The following is an 18789-nucleotide window of genomic DNA, read 5'->3' on the forward strand; positions in this document are numbered from 1 at the left end:
CTCTCAGCTCTTGTTGCCCAGCGCCCGCTGCAGCTGGCTCTTGTTCATGTCCGAACGGCCCTGGATGCCGCGCCGCTTGGCCTCCTCGTAGAGCTGGTCGTACGTGGGACCCTGCGAGCCCTTGCCGGACCGCTGGCCGCCCCGCTTGCCGGACGACATGTCCTTGGTCGAGGTGCGGCTGGCGGTCTTCGACTCGCCGGACCGGGCGCGTTCCTTGTTCACCGTGCGCGCGGCGATCTCCTTGGCGCGGCCGGTGCTCTCGCCCCGGTCCTCGGCGCTCTCCTTGATGTGCTCGTACTGGCGCTCCCGCTTGGGGCTCGAACCACGTGGCATGTCCGCTCACTCCTCTCACGTTCGGTGAACGGGTACCCGTTTTCCGGCCCATGCGCCACCACGAGCGCCCTCAGCCCTCCAGACGGGCGACGCGCCCCTGTTCGCCCGCCGCCCAGCAGCCCAGGTCGGGCGTGCAGTCGACGGTGTCGTAGGAGCCCGCGTCCACCGTGCGCCAGGTACGGCCGCCGTCCGTCGTCAGGTCCGTTCCGGTGGGTCCAACCGCGAGGGCGGCCGTACGACTCTGCGGGAGCCAGGCCACGCCCGAGCGGTAGGCGGGCGGCGGCTCGGTGGCGGACTGCCAGGCGCGGCCGCCGTCGGCGGTGCGTGCCGCCGGCCGCGTGGACGTCTGGTCGGGGCGGTAGTCGCCGCCGACGGCGAGACCGTGGGCGCGGTCGCGGAAGGCGAGCGCGAAGACACCGCGGGCCGGGTCGCCCGCCGGGATCGGCGTGTCCGAGGCCGTCCAGGTCAGGCCGCGGTCGGCGGAGTGGAGCACACGCGCGCGTGCGGCGCCGCCGGTGGCCAGCCAGACGTCCCGGGGGCCGGCGGAGACCAGGCACTGGCCGCTCGCCGCGAACCCGGCCTCGCCGTCCAGGGCGGCCGGCATGCCGGCACTGGGCAGCACCGTCCAGGAGCGGCCGCCGTCACTCGTCGACAGGATGCGGAACTTCCCGTCCACCGGGTCGCTCATCGCCAGGCCGTGGCGGCGGTCGAAGAAGGTGAGGCAGTCGTAGAAGGCCCGCGCGTCGGTGTTGCGGAAGGACTCGGTCCAGGTGTCGCCGCCGTCGTCGGTGCGGTAGACGCGGGACGCCTCGCCCTCGCCGATGGCCAGCACCACCGCGCGCCGCGCGTCGAACGCCTCGATGTCCCGGAACTGCAGCTCGGCGGCGCCCGGCGGTGAGACGTTGCGCCAGCTCGCCCCGCCGTCCGTGGTGCGCAGGACGGTCCCCTGGGTGCCCGACACCCAGGCGGTGTCCCGGCCGACGGCCGCGAGCCCCCGGAACCGCACACCGGAACTGCCGGTGTCCTTCAACTCCCAGTGCGGTGTCCGCTTCCCGGGCTCCTGCGCCTGTGCGGGTACGGCGGTCAGGGCGGCCAGTGCCGCCGCGCATGCCACCCCCGCGCCCACCGCTCGCCTCGTCCGTCCCGGCCGTCCTGTGCGTCGCGTGATCCCCAAGCGCCTCATGGCGGGCGAAGCTAGCCCACTGCCCGGATGCCGTCCAGAGGACCCCGACCGCCTCGTCGGGCCACCCCACTCGCCACAACTGTCTTTCACACCCCGGGAGAAGAGCCTGGTCACTCCCGTGAATGAAGACGGTGACAGAGGTCACTCGACATCGGTGTGCACGGATTGACTCATTCCGACGTCTCTTCCAGTGCCCGGCCTCATCCCCGGAAGTCCGTTCAGCCGTCACAAGGGAGCAAGGCGTTGTCCATCGTCATCGAGCAGCCCGTCGAGGCCCGTCTCGTCGCCGCCGCGCCGCGGATGCCGAGCATTCCCGCCACGCTGCACTACGACCGGCGTGATCCGTTCGCCGTCCGCATGACCTTCCCGGCCCCGGCCACCCTGGAGGGCGTGGAGGTCTGCTGGACCTTCAGCCGCGAACTCCTCACGGCCGGCCTCCAGGAGCCCGAGGGCCACGGCGACGTGCGGGTGCGGCCGTACGGCTACGACCGCACCGTCCTGGAGTTCCACGCCCCCGAGGGCACCGCCGTCGTGCATGTCCGCTCGGGCGAGCTGCGCCGGTTCCTGGAGGCGACCAGCGAGCTGGTGCCGGTCGGCCTGGAGCATCTCCAGCTCGACCTGGACCACGATCTGGCGGAGTTGATGCGGGACGCCTGCTGAGCCGGACCGGGGTCACCGGCCGAGCAGCGTGTTGAGCATGCCGTGGGCGAGCCCGCCCGCCGACGTTCGTACGTCCCCGCGCCCGGCAGCTCCCCGGTGGCCCGGCGGACCAGGGCCGGCCCGGGCCGGGCGATGCCCGAGCCGACGCTCACGCTTTCCCCCGCTCTCGGCTTCGCTGGAGCGGGAGGGGCACTCGTCGCCGAGCGCCGCCGGCTTCGCGACCGGCAGCGAGCCTGGACCGGCCATCACGTCGAGCGGTCCGTCCACGCCGTCGGCGAGCAGCTTCACGGTCTCCGGGTCGGCGGCCCCGGGGACGAGAATCCCCGTCGACTCCCGCGGCGAGGAAGGCGGCGGCCCGCTTCAGGGCGAGGCCCACTCCCCCGGCACGGCGCAGCCACGTGCCGACGCGGGCATTGACGAACCACGGCGACCCTACGCGTCTGCTTCGCGGTGGCGCCGACCCTGCGCGTCTGCCTCGCGGTGGCGGCGACCCTCCTCCCGGCCCCCTCCTGCGGACTCCCTCTCGATTCGCTCGCCGCCAATCGGCATCCGGCACGGACGTGCGGCGGTCAGTTGACGGCGGACGCCGCCGCCCGCGCCGTCCGCATCTCCCGCAGGACCGTCCGCAGCACGGGTGCCGCCGCCCCGCCGCGCTCCGTGAGCTCTTCGAGACGCCCCCGGTCGGGCGCGTCGTCGGACACCAGCCCCGCGGCGTGCGCGAGCACGGCGAGGGCCGCGTCCCGCTCGGAGACCTCCACGACCGGCACCGGTCCCAGCAGTACCGCCCGTGCCTCCTCGCGCAGCGCGGCCACGACGTCGACGCGCTCCAGGACGTACTCCACGGTCGGGAAGACCCCGAGGACCCGTCGCTTCCGCGCGCGCAGGTGGCCTCCGGCGGCCAACTGCTCCCGTACGGCGTCCAGGGTGATCCGCGCGTGCAGGGTCACCCAGGTCCGCCACCGGTGCGGCCGGGACTCGCGGACCAGTTCGAGGAGGCCGTCGAGGACGGGGTCCCCCGTCTCGGAGTCCAGGTCGGCCGGCGTGGCGATGCCGTCCTCGTCGCTGAGCAGGCCGCGCCGGGCCAGCTCGACGAGGGCGCCGGCCCGGACCAGACGGGGCAGCCGGCCGGCGCCGGTGACCTCCGTCTCCGTGCTGTCCCAGGCCAGCAGGCACAGCCGGGCCGGGAGCGAGAGCGAGCCGTGGGCCACGGGATCTCCTTCGGGTGGTGGATTTGGGGCTGAATTAATGCGTTGACAGCCGCTCGGGCCGTTCATACCGTGGAGAACGGTCCTGTTGCCGTCGATTGGAGAAGGACGTTGCTCGTCTGAGGTCCTGAGACACCACGTCACACACATGAGGTGTGTGCGCTGCGTGCGACCTCGGCGTTCGAGCCGTCCTCCGGAACAGGGCTTTTCCCATGCCCCCGGGGCCTTTCCCCCTTGGTCGCAGGTGTCTCGATACGCGTTTGCCCCCGACCGCCTCAAGCAACCGCGGAGACCCGTATGTCTACTTCCCTCACCTGCACCTCCCTCGCGTTCGCGTGGCCCGACGGCACCCCCGTCTTCAAAGACCTCGACGTGGCGTTCGGCCCGGGCCGCTCCGGCCTCGTCGGCGTCAACGGGTCGGGAAAATCGACCCTGCTGAAGCTGATCGCCGGGGAACTGACCCCTGCCGACGGCACCGTCCGCGTCGCCGGCGAGGTCGGATACCTTCCGCAGACCGTCACCCTCGACACCCACGTGAGGGTCGACGAGGTGCTCGGCATCGCCGCACAGCGGGCCGCGCTGCACGCCATCGAGGCCGGTGACGTGACCGAGGAGCACTTCGAGACGGTCGGCGACGACTGGGACGTGGAGGAGCGCGCGCTCGCCACCCTCGGCGAACTCGGACTGGGCCACATCGAGCTGGACCGGACGACCGGCGAGGTCTCGGGCGGCGAGTCGGTGCTGTTGCGGCTGGCCGCGCTGCTGCTGCGCCGCCCGGACGTCCTGCTGCTCGACGAGCCCACCAACAACCTGGACCTGTACGCGCGCAGGCGGCTGTACGCGGCCGTCGCGGCCTGGCCCGGCGTCATGGTCGTGGTCAGCCACGACCGCGAACTCCTGGAACTGGTCGACCAGATCGCCGACCTGCACAACGGGGAGGTGACCTGGTACGGCGGCAACTTCTCCGCCTACGAGGAGGTGCTCGCCACCGAGCAGGAGGCGGCGGAGCGGATGGTGCGGGTCGCCGAGTCGGATCTGAAGAAGCAGAAGCGTGAACTGACCGACGCGCAGGTCAAGTTGGCCCGGCGCAGGCGGTACGGGCAGAAGATGTGGGATCAGAAGCGTGAGCCGAAGATCGTCATGGGGGCGCGCAAACGCGCGGCGCAGGAGTCCGCGGGCAAGCACCGCATCATGCACGAGGAGAAGCTCGCCGAGGCCAAGGAGCGGCTCGACGAGGCGGTGGACGCCGTGCGGGACGAGGACGAGATCCGCGTCGACCTGCCGTACACAGCCGTACCGCCGGGCCGCACCGTCCTGACCCTCCTGGACCTGCAACTGGCGTACGGCGCGCGCGTGGCGGGCGGTCTCGACCTGCGTGGTCCGGAGCGGATCGCGCTGATCGGGCGCAACGGCGCCGGCAAGACGACGCTGCTGCGCACGATCGCCGGGGAGCTCCAGCCGGTGTCGGGCGAGACCAAGGCGCACGTGCCGATGCGGTTCCTGCCGCAGCGGCTCGATGTCCTCGACGACGAGCGGACGGTCGCGGAGAACGTGACCCGCTTCGCGCCGGGCGTCACCAACAACCGGATCCGGGCGCGGCTGGCGCGCTTCCTGTTCCGGGGCGCCCGCGCCGACCAGAAGGCGGGAACCCTGTCCGGCGGCGAACGCTTCCGGGCGGCGCTGGCCGCGCTGATGCTGGCCGAGCCGGCGCCGCAACTGCTCATGCTGGACGAGCCGACGAACAACCTCGACATGGCGAGCGTGCGGCAGCTGACGACGGCCCTGGAGTCGTACGAGGGGGCACTGATCGTGGCCAGTCACGACCTGCCGTTCCTGGAGTCGATCGGCATCACCCGCTGGCTCCTCCTGGACGGCGAACTGAAGGAGGTCACGCCGGAAGCTGTCCATCCGGCCTAGCGGTCGGGTGCATACCCGCATTCACGTCGCCCTCCGCGTCCCGAAAGGCCGGCTGACCCTGTTCACCGGCGTTTCGGGATCGGGGCTCCGGCACGGCGGAGCATCTCAGGAGGGCCACAGCCTGACGACGAGGGTTTTGCCCGCGCGCACCGGCCCTGCATGATGGCGGACAGGCCACACCCTGTCCCACCGATCCGGAGATCCCCTCGTGCCCAGCAAGAAGGCCCTCGTCCGCCGCCCCGGTCCGCGCCTCGCCGAAGGCCTGGTGACGCACATCGAGCGCGAGAAGGTCGACGTCGACCTCGCCCTCGAACAGTGGGAGGCGTACGTCGAGGCCCTGCGCGCGCACGGCTGGGAGACCATCGAGGTGGATCCGCAGGACGACTGCCCCGACTCGGTGTTCGTCGAGGACACGGTCGTCATGTACAAGAACGTCGCGCTGATCACCCGGCCCGGCGCCGAGTCCCGGCGCGAGGAGACCGTCGGCGTCGAGGAGGCCGTGGCGCGCCTCGGCTGTTCGGTCAACTGGATCTGGGAGCCGGGCACACTGGACGGCGGCGACGTGCTGAAGATCGGTGACACGATCTATGTCGGCCGGGGCGGCCGCACCAACGCGGCAGGGGTCCAGCAGTTGCGGGCCGCCTTCGAACCGCTCGGGGCGCAGGTCGTCGCCGTACCGGTGAGCAAGGTGCTGCACCTGAAGAGCGCGGTCACCGCGCTGCCCGACGGAACCGTCCTCGGGCGTATCCCCTTGCTGGACGCGCCCTCGCTGTTCCCGCGCTTCCTGCCGGTGCCGGAGGAGTCCGGAGCGCACGTGGTGCTCCTCGGGGGCGCCAAGCTGCTGATGGCGGCGAGCGCGCCGAAGACCGCCGAACTGCTCGGCGACCTCGGCCACGAGCCGGTCCCGGTCGACATCGGCGAGTTCGAGAAACTCGAAGGATGTGTGACATGCCTCTCCGTGCGCATGCGCGAGCTCTACGCCTGACCGAGCGCGCGCCTCACCCCTCCCGGCCCCCGGACCTGCGGTTCCCGGGGGCGCTTGTCATGCCCGCGGAACACCGCTGATCAGGGATCTTTACAGGGCTCTTAACCTACGGTCTCGTAACCTACGGAAACGTAGCCTACGATTCCGTAGGTACCGGCCCGGCACCGCTCGCCGGATTCTCCCGTTTCAGATCGCGTCCCCCTGGAGTACCCGTGACGATCACTTCCCCTCACCTCGGCAGCCCGTCCTCGGCCTGGACCGACGCCCGGCTGCTGTACGCGCTGGAGGAAGTTGTCGAGCAGGAACTGAACCGGCACCTGAAGGTCGCCAAGGACTGGATGCCGCACGAGTACGTGCCCTGGAGCGACGGCCGCAACTTCCCCGGCATCTTCGAGGACGGCGAGGCCTGGGAGAAGGGTCAGTCCAAGGTCACCGAGCTCGGCCGGATCGCCCTGGTCGTGAACCTGCTCACCGAGGACAACCTCCCCAGCTACCACCACGAGATCGCCTCCCTGTTCGGCCGTGACGGCGCCTGGGGCACCTGGGTGCACCGCTGGACCGCGGAAGAGGGCCGGCACGGCATCGTGATGCGGGACTACCTGCTCGCCTCGCGCGCGGTCGACCCGGACAAGCTGGAGCAGTTCCGCATGGCCCACATGGCCGAGGGCTTCGAGTCGGACAACCGCCACTCGATGCTGCACTCGGTGGCCTACGTCGCCTTCCAGGAGCTGGCCACCCGCGTGTCGCACCGCAACACCGGCCACCAGTCCGGCGACCCGGTCTGCGACCGCATGCTGGCGCGCATCGCGACCGACGAGAACCTGCACATGGTCTTCTACCGCAACCTGCTCAAGGCGGCCTTCGACCTCGCGCCCGACCTGACGATGCAGGCGGTGCGCGACGTGATCGTGAACTTCCGGATGCCCGGCCACGGCATGCCCGGCTTCGAGCGGGCCGCCGCGCAGATGGCGATCGGCGAGGTCTACAACATGCGCATCCACCACGACGACGTCATTCAGCCCGTCCTGCGCTTCCTGAGGGTCCTGGAGATCGACGGCCTGGGCCCCGAGGGCCTCAAGGCCCAGGAGGAACTCGGCCTGTACATGAGCGGCCTGGACTCGGAGGCCTCCAAGTTCGACGAGAAGCTGGCGGCGCGCAAGGCACGGATGGCGGCCCGCGCGGCCGGCTGACAAGGCCTGGGGGGCGGGGCCGGCTGGATTCGAACCAGCGTGTTCCGGTTCTGGAGACCGGCGCGTCTGCCGCTGCGCTACGACCCCGCCCTTGACGCAAGAGACTAGCCCTCCGGCTCCTGCCGGGGGGCTGTCCTGTGCACACTGCGTACGGCTGCCACGTCGGCCGGGACGCTCGGGGGCGGGACGTGGGCGCTGAGGGCCTCCAGGCGGCGTTTGACGCTGCCGGCGATGCCCCGGCCCAGGACGAAGCGGGTGGCCGTGGTGGCGCGGGGCGCGGTGTCGAGGAGACGGTGCGCCTCGCGGCTGCGCATGCCGGTGTGGGTGAGGACGAGGTGGCTGAGGCGGTGAGGGGTGCCCGCGAGGACTTCAGCGATCGTCCCGGCGGCCGACACGTCGATGCGGTTGCCGGGCGCGCCCAGTACCGCCGCCGCCCGCACCCGGCCGAGATCCAGCAGGGTGACTTGGGCCGTGGCAGCCGCGGAGACCAGCCGGGCCGCGGCCTGCGGACCGATGCCGTTGCTGGCCACGGACAGGCGGGCGAGCCGTCCGTACGGTGCCCGCTCCAGGGCGCGGGAGAGGTGGTGGGCGCCCGCGTCCCCCAACCCGGCCGCGGAGACGTACAGTTCGTCGATCGCCCCGGCCGCGATCACCGCGGCGAGCGGTTCCGCCCCCGCTGCCCCCAGCGGGTTGCCGCCGACGAAGAGCCGTTCGACACGGCGTCCGTTGCCGGCGGCCGCGAGCAGTGCGTCGGCGAGGACGGCGGCGCCCGCCGCGTCAAGGCCGGTCTGGACGAGGTCGAGGGTACGCAACGACCGGGCCGACTCGACGAGTTCGGCCGCCGCCCGCCCGCCCTCACCGCCCAGCGGGTTGCGCTTCAGCCAGACGCCGGTGACCACCTGCGGGGAGGCGCGCAGCTGGTCGGCGATGCGGCACGCGCCGCCCGCGGTGATGTTGTTGCAGCCGAGGTAGAGCGTCTCGACGCCGGTGTTCGTACCGGCCACGGCGGTGGCGCCCGCGTCGCCGAGCGCGTCGGTTCCGAGCAGCAGGTGCCGTACCGGAGACGGGCCTTGGGCAAGCGCTTCGGCGACCAGGGCGGCGCCCCGGGCACCCAGTCCCTGCTTGCACAGGTCGAGGCGGCCGTCGGGCAGCGCCGTACCGGCCGTGAAGTCCAGGCGCTCCCCGGCCGGGCGCCCGGCGCGCAACCAGTCCAGCAGCGGGGCGAGTTCGGCGCGCGGGCGCGGCACGACGTGCGGGACACCGGCGAAGCCCGTCACGGGTCGTTCGCTCACCACTGCGCCTCCTGGTAGTCCTTGAGGAAGACCCCGGACACGGGGTCCCCGGCCTCGCCGCGCACGATCGGGTCGTACACGCGGGCCGCGCCGTCCACGACGTCCAGTGGCGTGCGGAAGCCCGCGTCCGCCATCCGGGCCTTCTTCGGTGCCGGGTTCTCGTCGGTGATCCAGCCGGTGTCGACGGCGCACATGTGCACGCCCCGCTCGGCGAGTTCGGCGGCACTGGTGCGGGTGAGCATGTTGAGGGCGGCCTTGGCCATGTTGGTGTGCGGGTGGCCGGCCATCTTGTTGCGGACGGCGAACCGGCCCTCGACGGCGGTCACGTTCACCACGTACCGGCGCGGGTGCGGCGAGGCGAGCAGCAGGGGCAGCAGCCGGTCGCACAGCAGGGCCGGGGCGAGCGCGTTGACCAGCTGGGTCTCCAGCACCTCGGCCGGGTCGAGGGCACCCAGCCGGGCCGACCAGGAGTTGTCCGGGGCCGGGTCGGGAAGCAGTCCGGCCTCGTCGGCCTCGCGCAGCGCGACCGGCAGGGACGCGGCACCGCCGCCCAGCATCCGCATCGGGGTGAATCCGGGCGCGTGACGGGCGCCCCCGGGCAACGCGCCGTGCTCCCCGGCCGCGAGCAGCGCGTACGACTCGGGCGGGCGCCGCACGGTCTGCGCCGCGTTGTTGACGAGGACGTCCAGCGGCTCGCCCTCCTGCCGCAACTCCTCGCACAGCCCGAGCACTTGGCGCGGGTCACGCAGGTCGACGGCGAGGACGGTCAGCCGGTCCAGCCACTTCTCGCTGCCCGGCTCGGCCCGGAAGCGGCGCACGGTGTCGTGCGGGAAGCGCGAGGTGACCAGCAGTTCGGCCCCGTCGCGCAGCATCATCAGCGCCAGCTGGAAGCCGATCTTCACCCGGCCACCGGTGAGGAGGACCCGGCGCCCGCTCAGGTCGGTACTCAGGCCGCGGCGGGCGGTGTTGTCGGCGGCGCAGCGCGGGCACAGGCGGTGGTAGAAGGAATCGACCTGCCGATAGGGCGACTTGCAGACATAGCAGGTGCGCGGTCTGCGGAAGACTCCGCCGTCGCCCGCGGCGGCCAGCGGGGCGTCCTCGCGCCGGTCGGGCGCGCCGGTCGCGGTCGCGGCCATCACCGCGGCGTCCGCGGCCGACAGTTCGGCCCCGCGTGCCTTGCGCCGCCGCAGCCGCCCGTCCCTCGCGAAGGACGCGGCGACCTGCTCGGCGTGCAGGCGTACGGGGTCGTCGACGGGCAGCGCCCGCAGCCGCGCGACCGTGCTGTGGAAGGCGGCCAGCTCCTGTTCGCCGAGTGCGTCACGCATGTGTCCCCGCCCGTCCGGTGCCGTGCCGTGGTGGGCCGGACCGGATTCGAACCGGCGTTTCCGCCCTGACAAGGCGGTGCGCCTGCCTCTGCGCTACCGACCCACCCGCGCGGCCCGGACGACCGGATTCGAACCGGCGTATCCGCCTGGGCAAGGCGGCGCGACTGCCTCTGCGCTACGCCCGGCCGCGCCCTCGGATCCTAACCGCACGCCCACCGGCCGGTCGCACGAATTTACGGCCCGACCGGCGGGCAGGACGGCGAGCGGGGCCGTCAGTCGCTCGTGCGCCTGAGGTGCAGTCGTTCCTTCTCGGACAGGCCGCCCCAGACGCCGAAGCGCTCGTCGTTGGACAGCGCGTACTCCAGGCACGCGGTACGCATCTCGCACATGCCGCAGATGCGTTTCGCCTCGCGCACCGAGCTGCCCGGTTCGGGGAAGAAGAAGTCCGCCCCGGTCTGTGCGCACAGTGCCTGCGTCTGCCGGCCGAGGTCGGCCGGGGTGATGGTGTCGATGTGCATGAACGAGATCGTGCCGGGGCGCGAAAAACGTTCCATCAACGCGCGATCAACGCCGGCTCCGCACGGCCTGCGGCCGACCGATGATGACCCGGCCGGGCACCTGGGCGCACGGCGGCGCGCGGGACGCCGTACGACAAGCCGCGTTCCTGTGAACACTCAGGGTGACGGGGCTTCTTCTCCATGCCCCGCGCGTTTGTCAGTGGGCGGTGCGAGACTCGGCAGTGCAGGCAACGGGACCCTTCACAAGGAGGGCAGAGATGCTCACCACCCGTTATGTCACCGGCGCTCCGAACTGGCTCGATCTCGGCACACCCGACATCGACGGCGCCTCCTCCTTCTACGGCGGGCTCTTCGGCTGGGAGTTCCGGTCGGGCGGGCCCGAGGTCGGCGGCTACGGCTTCTTCCAGCTCGACGGCAGGACGGCCGCGGGAGGCATGCAGACCACCCCGGACCAGGGCCCGCCGTCCTGGACCGTGTACTTCCGGACACCGGACGCCGACGCCACCGCGAAGGCGGCCGAGCAGGCCCACGGCTCGGTGCTGATGCAGCCCATGGACGTCATGGACCAGGGCCGTATGGCGATCCTCGCCGACCAGGCGGGCGTGTCCTTCGGCATCTGGCAGCCCGCCGCCAACCAGGGTCTGGACGTCGTGCAGGAACCGGGCTCGCTGTGCTGGCTGGAGCTGTACACGCCGGACCTCCCCGCGGCCGCCGGGTTCTACAACAGGCTGTTCGGCTGGGAGACCTCCGCGCTCACCTTCGCCGGGGGCGCCTACACCACCGTCCACCCGTCGGGGACCGAGTCGGACGCCATGTTCGGGGGCATCGTCCCGCTGGAGGACGACCCGACCAAGGCGGCGGCCGGAGCCTGGCTGCCGTACTTCGAGGTCCCGGACGCGGACGCCGCGGTCGCCACGGCGCAGGAGCGGGGCGGCACGGTCCGGATGCCGGCGACGGATCTGGAGGACGTCGGCCGCATCGCAGAACTCGCCGACCCGTACGGCGCCCGCTTCGCGGTGATCAAGAGCGCGCCGCCGCAGCAGACCTAGCCGGGGCGGGTGTCGGCGCGGCCTCGGCGCAGGCGTGGCGCGTCAGGCCGAGGCGCGGCGGACCAGTGTCGTCGGCAGGACGATGCCGGACGGCGGGGTCTCCTCGTCGGTGGTGCGGGGGTCGGGGCCGCGCAGGAGCAGACGGGCCATCAACCGGCCCATCTCCTCTATGTCCTGACGGACCGTGGTCAGGGGAGGGTCGGTCTGTTCTGCGACGGGGAGCATGTCGTCGAAGCCGATCACGGCGACGTCCTCGGGCACCCGCCGCCCGTGCTCGCGCAGTACGCGCAGGGCGCCGGCGGCCGTGAGGTCGTTGGCGGCGAACACCGCGTCCACGTCGGGGCAGCGGTCCAGAAGTGCGCGCATCGCCCGCTCGCCACCGGCCGGGGTGAAGTCGCCCGGCGCGACCAGTCGCGGGTCGGCGTCGGCCATGACGTCCCGGTACCCGTCGAGCCGGTCCGCCGCCGAGGTCTGGTCGAGCGGGCCGGTGATGTGCGCGACGCGCCTGCGGCCGAGGCCGACGAGATGGCGTACGGCGTCGCGGGCGCCGCCGCGGTTGTCGCTGTCGACGTACACGACGTCGCCTCCCTCGCCGTCGCTCCAGCCGGGGCGGCCGCCGAAGACGGTCGGGATGCCGGCGCGGCGGATCAGTCCGGGCAACGGGTCGTCGAGGTGCAGCGAGAACACCAGCGCCCCGTCGACGTGACCGCCGGCGAGATAGCGGCCGACCCGGGCGTGGTCGTCGCGGCCTTCGGTGAGCAGCAGCACCAGCTGATTGTCGAGGGCCGTCAACTCCTTGCTGATGCCTCGCAGTTGCAGGGCGAAGAAGGGGTCGGCGAAGACGCGCGTCTCCGGTTCGGCGACGACGACGGCGACGGCGTCGTGCCGTTTGGTCACCAGACTGCGGGCGGCCTGGTTGGGCACGTACCCGAGCTCGTCCACCGCGCGCCGCACCCGCTCCACGAGCGGTTCCCTGACCCCGTCCCCGCCGTTGACCACCCGCGAGGCGGTGGCCCGCGAGACCCCGGCCCGCGCGGCCACGGCCTCCAGCGTGGGACGCGGCGCTGTCTCGGTCACTTCGGGACTCCTCATCGGCGGGGTGCCGATCAGGATAGCGCCGGGTGCGGAGCGGGGTGAGAGCGCTCTCGGAGCGCTTCGGCGAGACTCTCGTGACGCTGGCGCCACGCTTTCGGGACGCCGGCGCCACGCTTTCGGAGCGCTCCGCGGCGCGCGGAGTTTCGCGATCGACTCAGTGGGACGTGTGCGTCTCGTGTGACTCATGCGGCCCGTGCGGCTCGTATCCCGGGATGGTCCCGTCGGTCTTCTTCACCAGGAACAGGCCCACCATCCCCATGTCGGAGTGGCTCTGCACATGGCAGTGGTACATCCACGCCCCGGCTCCCACCCCCTCCCCCGCGATCACCTGGAAGCCGAAGGAGTCCGCCGGGCCCACGATCTTGTTGTCGACGACCTGACTGGGGTCGTCGGGACCGGTGAGCATGCCCGTACGGTTGTCCGCCCAGCGATGACCGTGCAGGTGGAAGGTGTGGTAGTACTCGCCGTGCGTGATCATCACGAACTCCACCCGATCGCCCACCGTGGCCTCGAAGTCGGGGCCGGAGTGCGCGGGCCGGTTGTTGATCAGCATGTCGTTGAAGACGATGGTGTGGGTCCGGTCCGGCAGGACGTCTCCCTTGCGCCGGACGATCACCGGCCCGTACAGGCCCTTGCGGATTCCGCCGGTTCCGTGCTCCGTCCCCACGACGTGGTCGTGGTAGTGCCAGTAACCGGCGCTGCCCGCCCGCCAGGTGCCGTCCTTGCGACGCCCGGGGGCGTGCGTGCGCCACGTGTAGGTCCGGGTGCCGCCTGGCTCGACGTCGCTCTTGTTCAGCTTCGTGCCGTCGCTGGAGATCTCGTAGTCCAGGCCGTGCACGTGCAGGCTCGCCGCCACGTCCGTCGTGTTCTCGAACTCGATGTGCAGCGTGTCGCCCTCGTTGAGTTCGATCAGCGGTCCGGGGATCGTGGCCTTCCCCTTCTCGAAGCCGTAGCCCATCTGCCCGTCGGCGAGCTTCTCGGCGTACAGCCTGATGTGTTTCACCTCGCCCCCGGCCGGGGCGGTCTTCGCCGGGGTGTCGGCGCTCATGGCCTCGGACCCGAGGGACAACGATGTCGCCACGACCGCGCCGCCCAGCAGTACTCGTCGGTTGAACCCGCGTCTGTCCATGCGGAACTCCCCACCCTGATAAGGAACTTGCGGAGACGTACCTGTGATGAACCGGTGAGACGGTACCGGCCGTTCCGCCGTTCATCCACACTCAGGACAAAGTTCGTCGCAACTCGGTCATAGGTATTGGCGAGTTGCGCAAAGTGGTCTAGCTTCCATCGCGCTGTTGCTGTGACCGAGGAGGTGCCCATGCACTTACGAGGGTTGAGCGCGAGAAGCACGAGGAACAGGAGAAGACGGGCCTGGGCGGCCACTGTGACCGCCGGGTTCGTCGCCGCCGGACTGTTGGCGGGGCCCGCCGCGAGCGCGCGTCCGGCCCCGGAGCCGTCTTGGACAACGATGTCCGTCAAGTCGCCGCCGGGCGGCGCCGACGTACGGGTGCTGATCTTCCACGGGTCCGCCGCCGCCGGGGACGAGTCGCCGGTCGTGAACGCCGGCATCGAGGCGATCGAGCAGATCGGTCTGTCCGGACCGGCGAGCGGACGCTTCAGGGTCGAGGCCACGGGTGACCCCTCGGTCTTCACCGACGAGACGAGGCTCGGGCGCTACAACGCCATCGCCTTCCTGACGGGTGGCGGCGACGTCCTCGATCCGGAGCAGGAAGCGGGCCTGGAGGCCTACATGGAGGCCGGGGGCGGCTTCCTCGGCATCCATGACGCGGCCCGCGCGGAGCCGTACTCGGACTGGTTCACCGGTCTCGTCGGCGCCCGGCCGGCCGCGTCCAGCCCGACGAGCGTACAGCGGGCCACCGTCGAGGTGGGCGACCGCCGGCATCCGGCGACCAAGGACCTGCCGCTCCAGTGGAAGCGCCCCGACCAGTGGCTCAACTGGGCGAAGAACCCGTCGGGTGAGGTGCATACGGTCGCCCGAGTACGGGAGTCGACCTACCAGCCGGGGGCGAGCGCCAACGGCTGGGACCACCCGGTCAGTTGGTGCCGGGACTACGACGGCGGACGGTCCTTCTACACCGGCATGGGCGGCACGGTGTCGTCGTACGACGAGACGGACTTCCGCGCACACCTGCGCGGCGCCCTGTTGTGGACCACCCGGCTGGTGCAGGCCGACTGCAAGGCGACCGTCACCGGAAACTACAAGGCGGAGCGGCTCACCCGGCCCAACCAGCCCGGACAGAGCGACCAGATCGGCGAACCGCACGGCCTGGTCACCGCCCCCGACGGCCGCGTGTTCTACATCGGCCGGGGCGGCGCCGACTCCTCCCAGCCCGTGGTCACGGACTGGAACAACCCCGACGTCGGCAAGGGCAAGGGCCAGATCCATGTCTACGACCCGGCGACCAAGAAGGTCACCCTGGCGGGCGAGTTGACCGTCTTCGGCAACAAGGGCGGCGGCGACGAACTGGTCAAGGTGGAGGAGGGTCTGCTCGGCATCGAACTCGACCCGCGCTTCGAGCAGAACGGCTGGGTGTACCTGCACTACACGCCGCACAGCCAGATCAACCGCGACACCCGGACGGCCGAGCGGCGTGTCTCCCGCTTCACCCTCGACCCCGCCACCGGCAAGCTGGAGCCGGGCAGCGAGAAGGTGCTGCTCAAGTGGCCGGTGCAGGTCCACAGTTGCTGCCATGCGGGCGGCGGGATGGCGTGGGACTCCCAGGGCAACCTGTACATCGCCACCGGTGACAACAACTCCAGCGGCTTCAGCGACGGTTACTCGGGCAACAACCCGCAGCCCGCCTACAAGGGTGTCTCCTTCGCCGACGCGCGCCGCACCGCCGGCAACACCAACAACCTCAACGGCAAGATCCTGCGCATCCACCCGGAGCCCGACGGGACGTACACCCTCCCCGACGGCAACCTCTTCACCGGCAGGGAGACCGACGAGGGCGGCGGCAAGACACGGGGCGAGATCTATGTGATGGGCGTGCGCAACCCGGCCCGCATCTCCGTCGACAAGCAGACGGACACCCTGTACGCCGGCTGGGTCGGCCCGGACGCGAGCACGCCGTCGACGACCTGGGGCCCGGCCAAGTACGACACCTTCGCCGTGATCACCGAGGCGGGCAACCGCGGCTGGCCGTACTGCATGGGCAACAAGCAGCCCTACCGGGACCGCAACCTGCCCGACCCCACCCGGCCGCTCGGCTGGTACGACTGCGACCACCCGAAGAACGAGTCGCCGAACAACGACGGCCTGGTCAACCTGCCCCCCGTCACCGGCAACAACATCTGGTACTCGCCCCAGGGCGGCGCGCCGGACTACCCGCGCGACGCGAACGGCATCCCCTCGTACAAGCAGGAGGAGGCCACCTATCGGCTGCCGTGGCTCAAGGGCGGCGGCCAGGCCGCGATGAACGGGCCGCTCTACCGGTACGACGCGGCGAGCGCGAGCGCCACCAAGTGGCCCTCCTACTGGGACGGCAAGTGGTTCGTCGGCGACTTCTACGACGCCGACCAGCCGCGCAACGCGGTCATCACCGATCCGAAGAACCAGGGCGCCGGCGGTCTGCCGGTCCACTCGGAGTCCCTGAAGAAGATCGTGCCGGTCGGCAACGACGGCATCAGGAACCTCATGGACTGGAAGTTCGGTCCGGACGGGTCCCTGTACGTCCTCGACTACGGCCGCGGCTTCTTCACCTCGGACGCCAGGTCGGCGCTGTGGCGGGTCACGTACACGGGCGGCGGGCCGACTCCGGCCGCGGCCCAGCTGGCGAGGGGGACGCGGTGACACGGCAACGAAGAATCTGGACGGGCCTGTTGGCCACCCTGCTGATGATGCTGGGACTGCAGGCGGCACCCGCCGCGGGGAGACAGGCCGACGATCCGGCCTCAGACCGGACCGCCGCCGCCCAGGTCCTGACCTGGACCGCCGGCGACGACATCACCAAGTACACCTCGGCGCCGACGACAGCGGTGGCGGGAGCGGCGACGATCGTCTTCGAGAACAGCGCGGCCACCGGCAACACCACCGGAATGCCCCACACGTTGACGTTCGTGACGAACGATCCGGAGTTCAACAGCGACGTCCAGCTCAACATCCTCGCCAACCCGGGCGACGACCAGGGCGGCCGCCACACCGCCGAGGTCACGCTCACCCCGGGCCGCTACTTCTACCACTGCACGATCCCCGGCCACGGCCAGATGCAGGGCATCCTCGTGGTGACCGAGGCCGGCGGCGAGGACACGACCCCGCCCGAGACGGCGGCACAGGTGACCGGCACCCAGAACGCGCAGGGCGCGTACGTCGGTTCGGCGAGCGTCGCGATCAGCGCGACGGACGGCGACGGTGGATCCGGAGTCGACGGCATACAGTATGCGGTCGGCGACGGGGGTGACTGGATTCCGTATACCGCACCCGTCGTCGTCAACCAGGTCGGCAGTCACAAGGTCCGCTACCGCGCCCTCGACAAGGCGGGCAACGTGTCGGCCGAGAAGAGCGTCGACTTCACGGTCGTCGCCCCCTCCTCGGAGGACACGACACCGCCGGACACCTCGGCGACGGTGACCGGCGAACGGAACGCCGACGGGACATACATCGACATGGCGACAGTCACCGTCAGCGCCTCCGACACCGGCTCCGGTGTGAACGCCATCGAGTACGCGGTCGGTTCCGGGGCCTGGCAGCCGTACACCGCCCCCGTGATGGTGCACCAGACCGGCACGCACACCGTGCGCTACCGGGCCACCGACAAGGCCGGCAACACCGCCGCCGAGAAGGACGTGCGGTTCACCGTCGTCGCGGCGCCCCCACAGGACACCATCCCGCCGACGACCGGCGTGAGTGTCGACGGCACGCGGAACTCCGACGGGGCGTACGTGGGCAACGCCAAGGTGACCGTGAGCGCGACGGACGAGGGCGGTTCGGGTGTCGACCGGATCGAGTACTCACTCGACGGTGGACCGTACATCGCCTACACCATCCCCGTGGTGGTCGACCGTGCGGGTACGCACACCGTCGCGTACCGGGCGATCGACAAGGCGGGCAACACCTCCGCGGCACGCACCGTCAGTTTCTCGGTGGTGGCCGGTGGCGGGGTGCCCGCGCCGAACTGCGCCGAGTACGACGAGCGGTTGACGGTCATCGTGGGCGCGGTCGACTCGGGCGTGCCGAACCGGGTCACCGACAACCGGTGCCGGATCAACGAGCTGATCGAGGACGAGAAGGAGTGGACGTCCCACGCGCTGTTCCTGAAGCACGTCAAGGCCGTCCTCGACAGGCTGCTGACCGAAGGCGTCGTCGACCAGCGCGAGGACAACGCGATCCAGAAGGCGGCCCGCCAGTCCGGCATCGGCAGTCCCGGACAGACCGAGGGCTACCGCACCATCCTCGACGGCAGCGCGGAGTCCTTCTCCAAGTGGCAGCAGGTGGGCGGCGGCTCCTTCGCGCCGAACCCCGACGGTTCGATCACCTCCGGCACCACCAGGGCCGGGCTCGGCATGCTGTGGTTCCCGCAGCGCAAGTACGGCGACTTCTCGCTCAGGCTCCAGTGGCGTGACGACGCTCCGGGCACCGGCAACGCCAACTCCGGTGTGTTCGTGCGGTTCCCGTGGGTGCTCGACCACCCGGAGGAGTCGCGGCCGGAGTGGGTCGCCATCAAGTACGGGCACGAGGTGCAGGTGCTCGACCGGCCCGACGGGGACATGTACAAGACGGGCTCGGTCTACGGCTTCGACCGGGTGGGGCTGGCGGGGGCCGGTGTCACCCAGAAGGGCACGTGGAACGACTACGAGATCCGGGTGGTCGACCAGCACTACTCGGTCTACCGCAACGGCGTGCTGATCAACGAGTTCGACAACACCGGCGGCCAGGACTTCTCCCCGCCGCGCTCGGACGACCCGGGCACGGACGGGCGGCGGTTCGCCTCCGGCTACATCGGGCTCCAGGTGCACGGCACGACGGACGTGATCTCCTACCGGGACATCAGGATCAAGGAGCTGTAGGTCCCGGGAG

16 protein-coding genes and 3 tRNA genes are annotated in these 18789 nt (G+C 71.3%); 7 read left to right on the forward strand and 12 right to left on the reverse strand.

All coding sequences use genetic code 11. The features are described from left to right. Positions 1 to 3: 3 nt before the first annotated feature. Together ACWBNA_RS20990 and ACWBNA_RS20995 are read right to left on the reverse strand one after the other, a co-directional pair. Positions 4 to 333, reverse strand: coding sequence for a plasmid stabilization protein (locus ACWBNA_RS20990; RefSeq protein ID WP_482705960.1), 330 nt, complete (start codon positions 331 to 333; stop codon positions 4 to 6). A 70-nt stretch (positions 334 to 403) separates the two neighbouring features. Next, positions 404 to 1516: a WD40/YVTN/BNR-like repeat-containing protein gene (locus ACWBNA_RS20995; RefSeq protein WP_482705961.1), complete on the reverse strand. Its 1113-nt coding sequence runs from the start codon at positions 1514 to 1516 to the stop codon at positions 404 to 406. Between the two features lie 243 nt (positions 1517 to 1759). Between ACWBNA_RS20995 and ssgD the strand changes: the two genes are divergently transcribed. Beyond that, positions 1760 to 2176 carry a spore wall synthesis regulator SsgD gene (gene ssgD / locus ACWBNA_RS21000; protein ID WP_307678515.1) on the forward strand — a complete coding sequence of 139 codons (417 nt, stop codon included), beginning with the start codon at positions 1760 to 1762 and terminating at the stop codon, positions 2174 to 2176. 12 nt (positions 2177 to 2188) lie between these two features. Here the strand turns inward: ssgD and ACWBNA_RS21005 are convergent, their stop codons facing one another. Further along, positions 2189 to 2464, reverse strand: coding sequence for a hypothetical protein (locus tag ACWBNA_RS21005; protein ID WP_482705962.1), 276 nt, complete (start codon positions 2462 to 2464; stop codon positions 2189 to 2191). Positions 2465 to 2745: 281 nt separating this feature from the next. Then, positions 2746 to 3384: a GOLPH3/VPS74 family protein gene (locus ACWBNA_RS21010; protein WP_482705963.1), complete on the reverse strand. Its 639-nt coding sequence runs from the start codon at positions 3382 to 3384 to the stop codon at positions 2746 to 2748. A 294-nt stretch (positions 3385 to 3678) separates the two neighbouring features. Here ACWBNA_RS21010 and ACWBNA_RS21015 point away from each other — a divergent pair, with 294 nt between their 5' ends. From ACWBNA_RS21015 to ACWBNA_RS21025, 3 genes are all read left to right on the forward strand, one after another. After that, positions 3679 to 5298, forward strand: coding sequence for an ABC-F family ATP-binding cassette domain-containing protein (locus tag ACWBNA_RS21015; protein ID WP_482705964.1), 1620 nt, complete (start codon positions 3679 to 3681; stop codon positions 5296 to 5298). A 208-nt stretch (positions 5299 to 5506) separates the two neighbouring features. Further along, the gene (gene ddaH / locus ACWBNA_RS21020; protein ID WP_482705965.1) at positions 5507 to 6283 is read left to right on the forward strand and encodes a dimethylargininase; all 777 of its coding nucleotides are present in this window, start codon (positions 5507 to 5509) and stop codon (positions 6281 to 6283) included. Between the two features lie 212 nt (positions 6284 to 6495). Beyond that, on the forward strand, positions 6496 to 7473 hold the full coding sequence (locus tag ACWBNA_RS21025) for an acyl-ACP desaturase (protein ID WP_482705966.1): 978 nt from the start codon (positions 6496 to 6498) through the stop codon (positions 7471 to 7473). A gap of 14 nt (positions 7474 to 7487) precedes the next feature. Here the strand turns inward: ACWBNA_RS21025 and ACWBNA_RS21030 are convergent. From ACWBNA_RS21030 to ACWBNA_RS21055, 6 genes are all read right to left on the reverse strand, one after another. Further along, positions 7488 to 7560, reverse strand: a tRNA-Trp gene (locus ACWBNA_RS21030). Positions 7561 to 7577: 17 nt separating this feature from the next. Then, positions 7578 to 8765 (reverse strand): leucine-rich repeat domain-containing protein, encoded by a 1188-nt coding sequence (locus tag ACWBNA_RS21035; RefSeq protein ID WP_482705967.1) that lies wholly within the window; start codon positions 8763 to 8765, stop codon positions 7578 to 7580. Then, the gene (locus tag ACWBNA_RS21040) at positions 8762 to 10090 is read right to left on the reverse strand and encodes an SDR family NAD(P)-dependent oxidoreductase (RefSeq protein WP_482705968.1); all 1329 of its coding nucleotides are present in this window, start codon (positions 10088 to 10090) and stop codon (positions 8762 to 8764) included. Before ACWBNA_RS21040 ends, ACWBNA_RS21035 begins: the two co-directional genes overlap by 4 nt. 28 nt (positions 10091 to 10118) lie before the next feature. Next, positions 10119 to 10193 (reverse strand) — tRNA-Asp (locus tag ACWBNA_RS21045). Positions 10194 to 10203: 10 nt separating this feature from the next. Then, positions 10204 to 10275, reverse strand: a tRNA-Gly gene (locus ACWBNA_RS21050). Positions 10276 to 10362: 87 nt separating this feature from the next. Next, positions 10363 to 10608, reverse strand: coding sequence for a WhiB family transcriptional regulator (locus ACWBNA_RS21055; protein ID WP_482705969.1), 246 nt, complete (start codon positions 10606 to 10608; stop codon positions 10363 to 10365). A gap of 257 nt (positions 10609 to 10865) precedes the next feature. Between ACWBNA_RS21055 and ACWBNA_RS21060 the strand changes: the two genes are divergently transcribed. After that, entirely contained in the window at positions 10866 to 11657 is a 792-nt protein-coding gene (locus ACWBNA_RS21060) for a VOC family protein (protein ID WP_482705970.1), read from the forward strand. Positions 11658 to 11699: 42 nt separating this feature from the next. On the opposite strand, the gene ACWBNA_RS21065 is transcribed toward ACWBNA_RS21060, so the two are convergent. Beyond that, the gene (locus tag ACWBNA_RS21065; RefSeq protein WP_482705971.1) at positions 11700 to 12734 is read right to left on the reverse strand and encodes a LacI family DNA-binding transcriptional regulator; all 1035 of its coding nucleotides are present in this window, start codon (positions 12732 to 12734) and stop codon (positions 11700 to 11702) included. Between the two features lie 172 nt (positions 12735 to 12906). Then, on the reverse strand, positions 12907 to 13881 hold the full coding sequence (locus tag ACWBNA_RS21070) for a multicopper oxidase domain-containing protein (protein ID WP_482705972.1): 975 nt from the start codon (positions 13879 to 13881) through the stop codon (positions 12907 to 12909). 189 nt (positions 13882 to 14070) lie between these two features. Here ACWBNA_RS21070 and ACWBNA_RS21075 point away from each other — a divergent pair, with 189 nt between their 5' ends. After that, on the forward strand, positions 14071 to 16566 hold the full coding sequence (locus ACWBNA_RS21075) for a ThuA domain-containing protein (RefSeq protein ID WP_482705973.1): 2496 nt from the start codon (positions 14071 to 14073) through the stop codon (positions 16564 to 16566). A 44-nt stretch (positions 16567 to 16610) separates the two neighbouring features. Beyond that, positions 16611 to 18779 carry an OmpL47-type beta-barrel domain-containing protein gene (locus ACWBNA_RS21080; protein WP_482706056.1) on the forward strand — a complete coding sequence of 723 codons (2169 nt, stop codon included), beginning with the start codon at positions 16611 to 16613 and terminating at the stop codon, positions 18777 to 18779. The last annotated feature ends 10 nt before the right edge of the window (positions 18780 to 18789 follow it).

The sequence above is a fragment of the Streptomyces sp. Q2 genome (assembly GCF_056820935.1).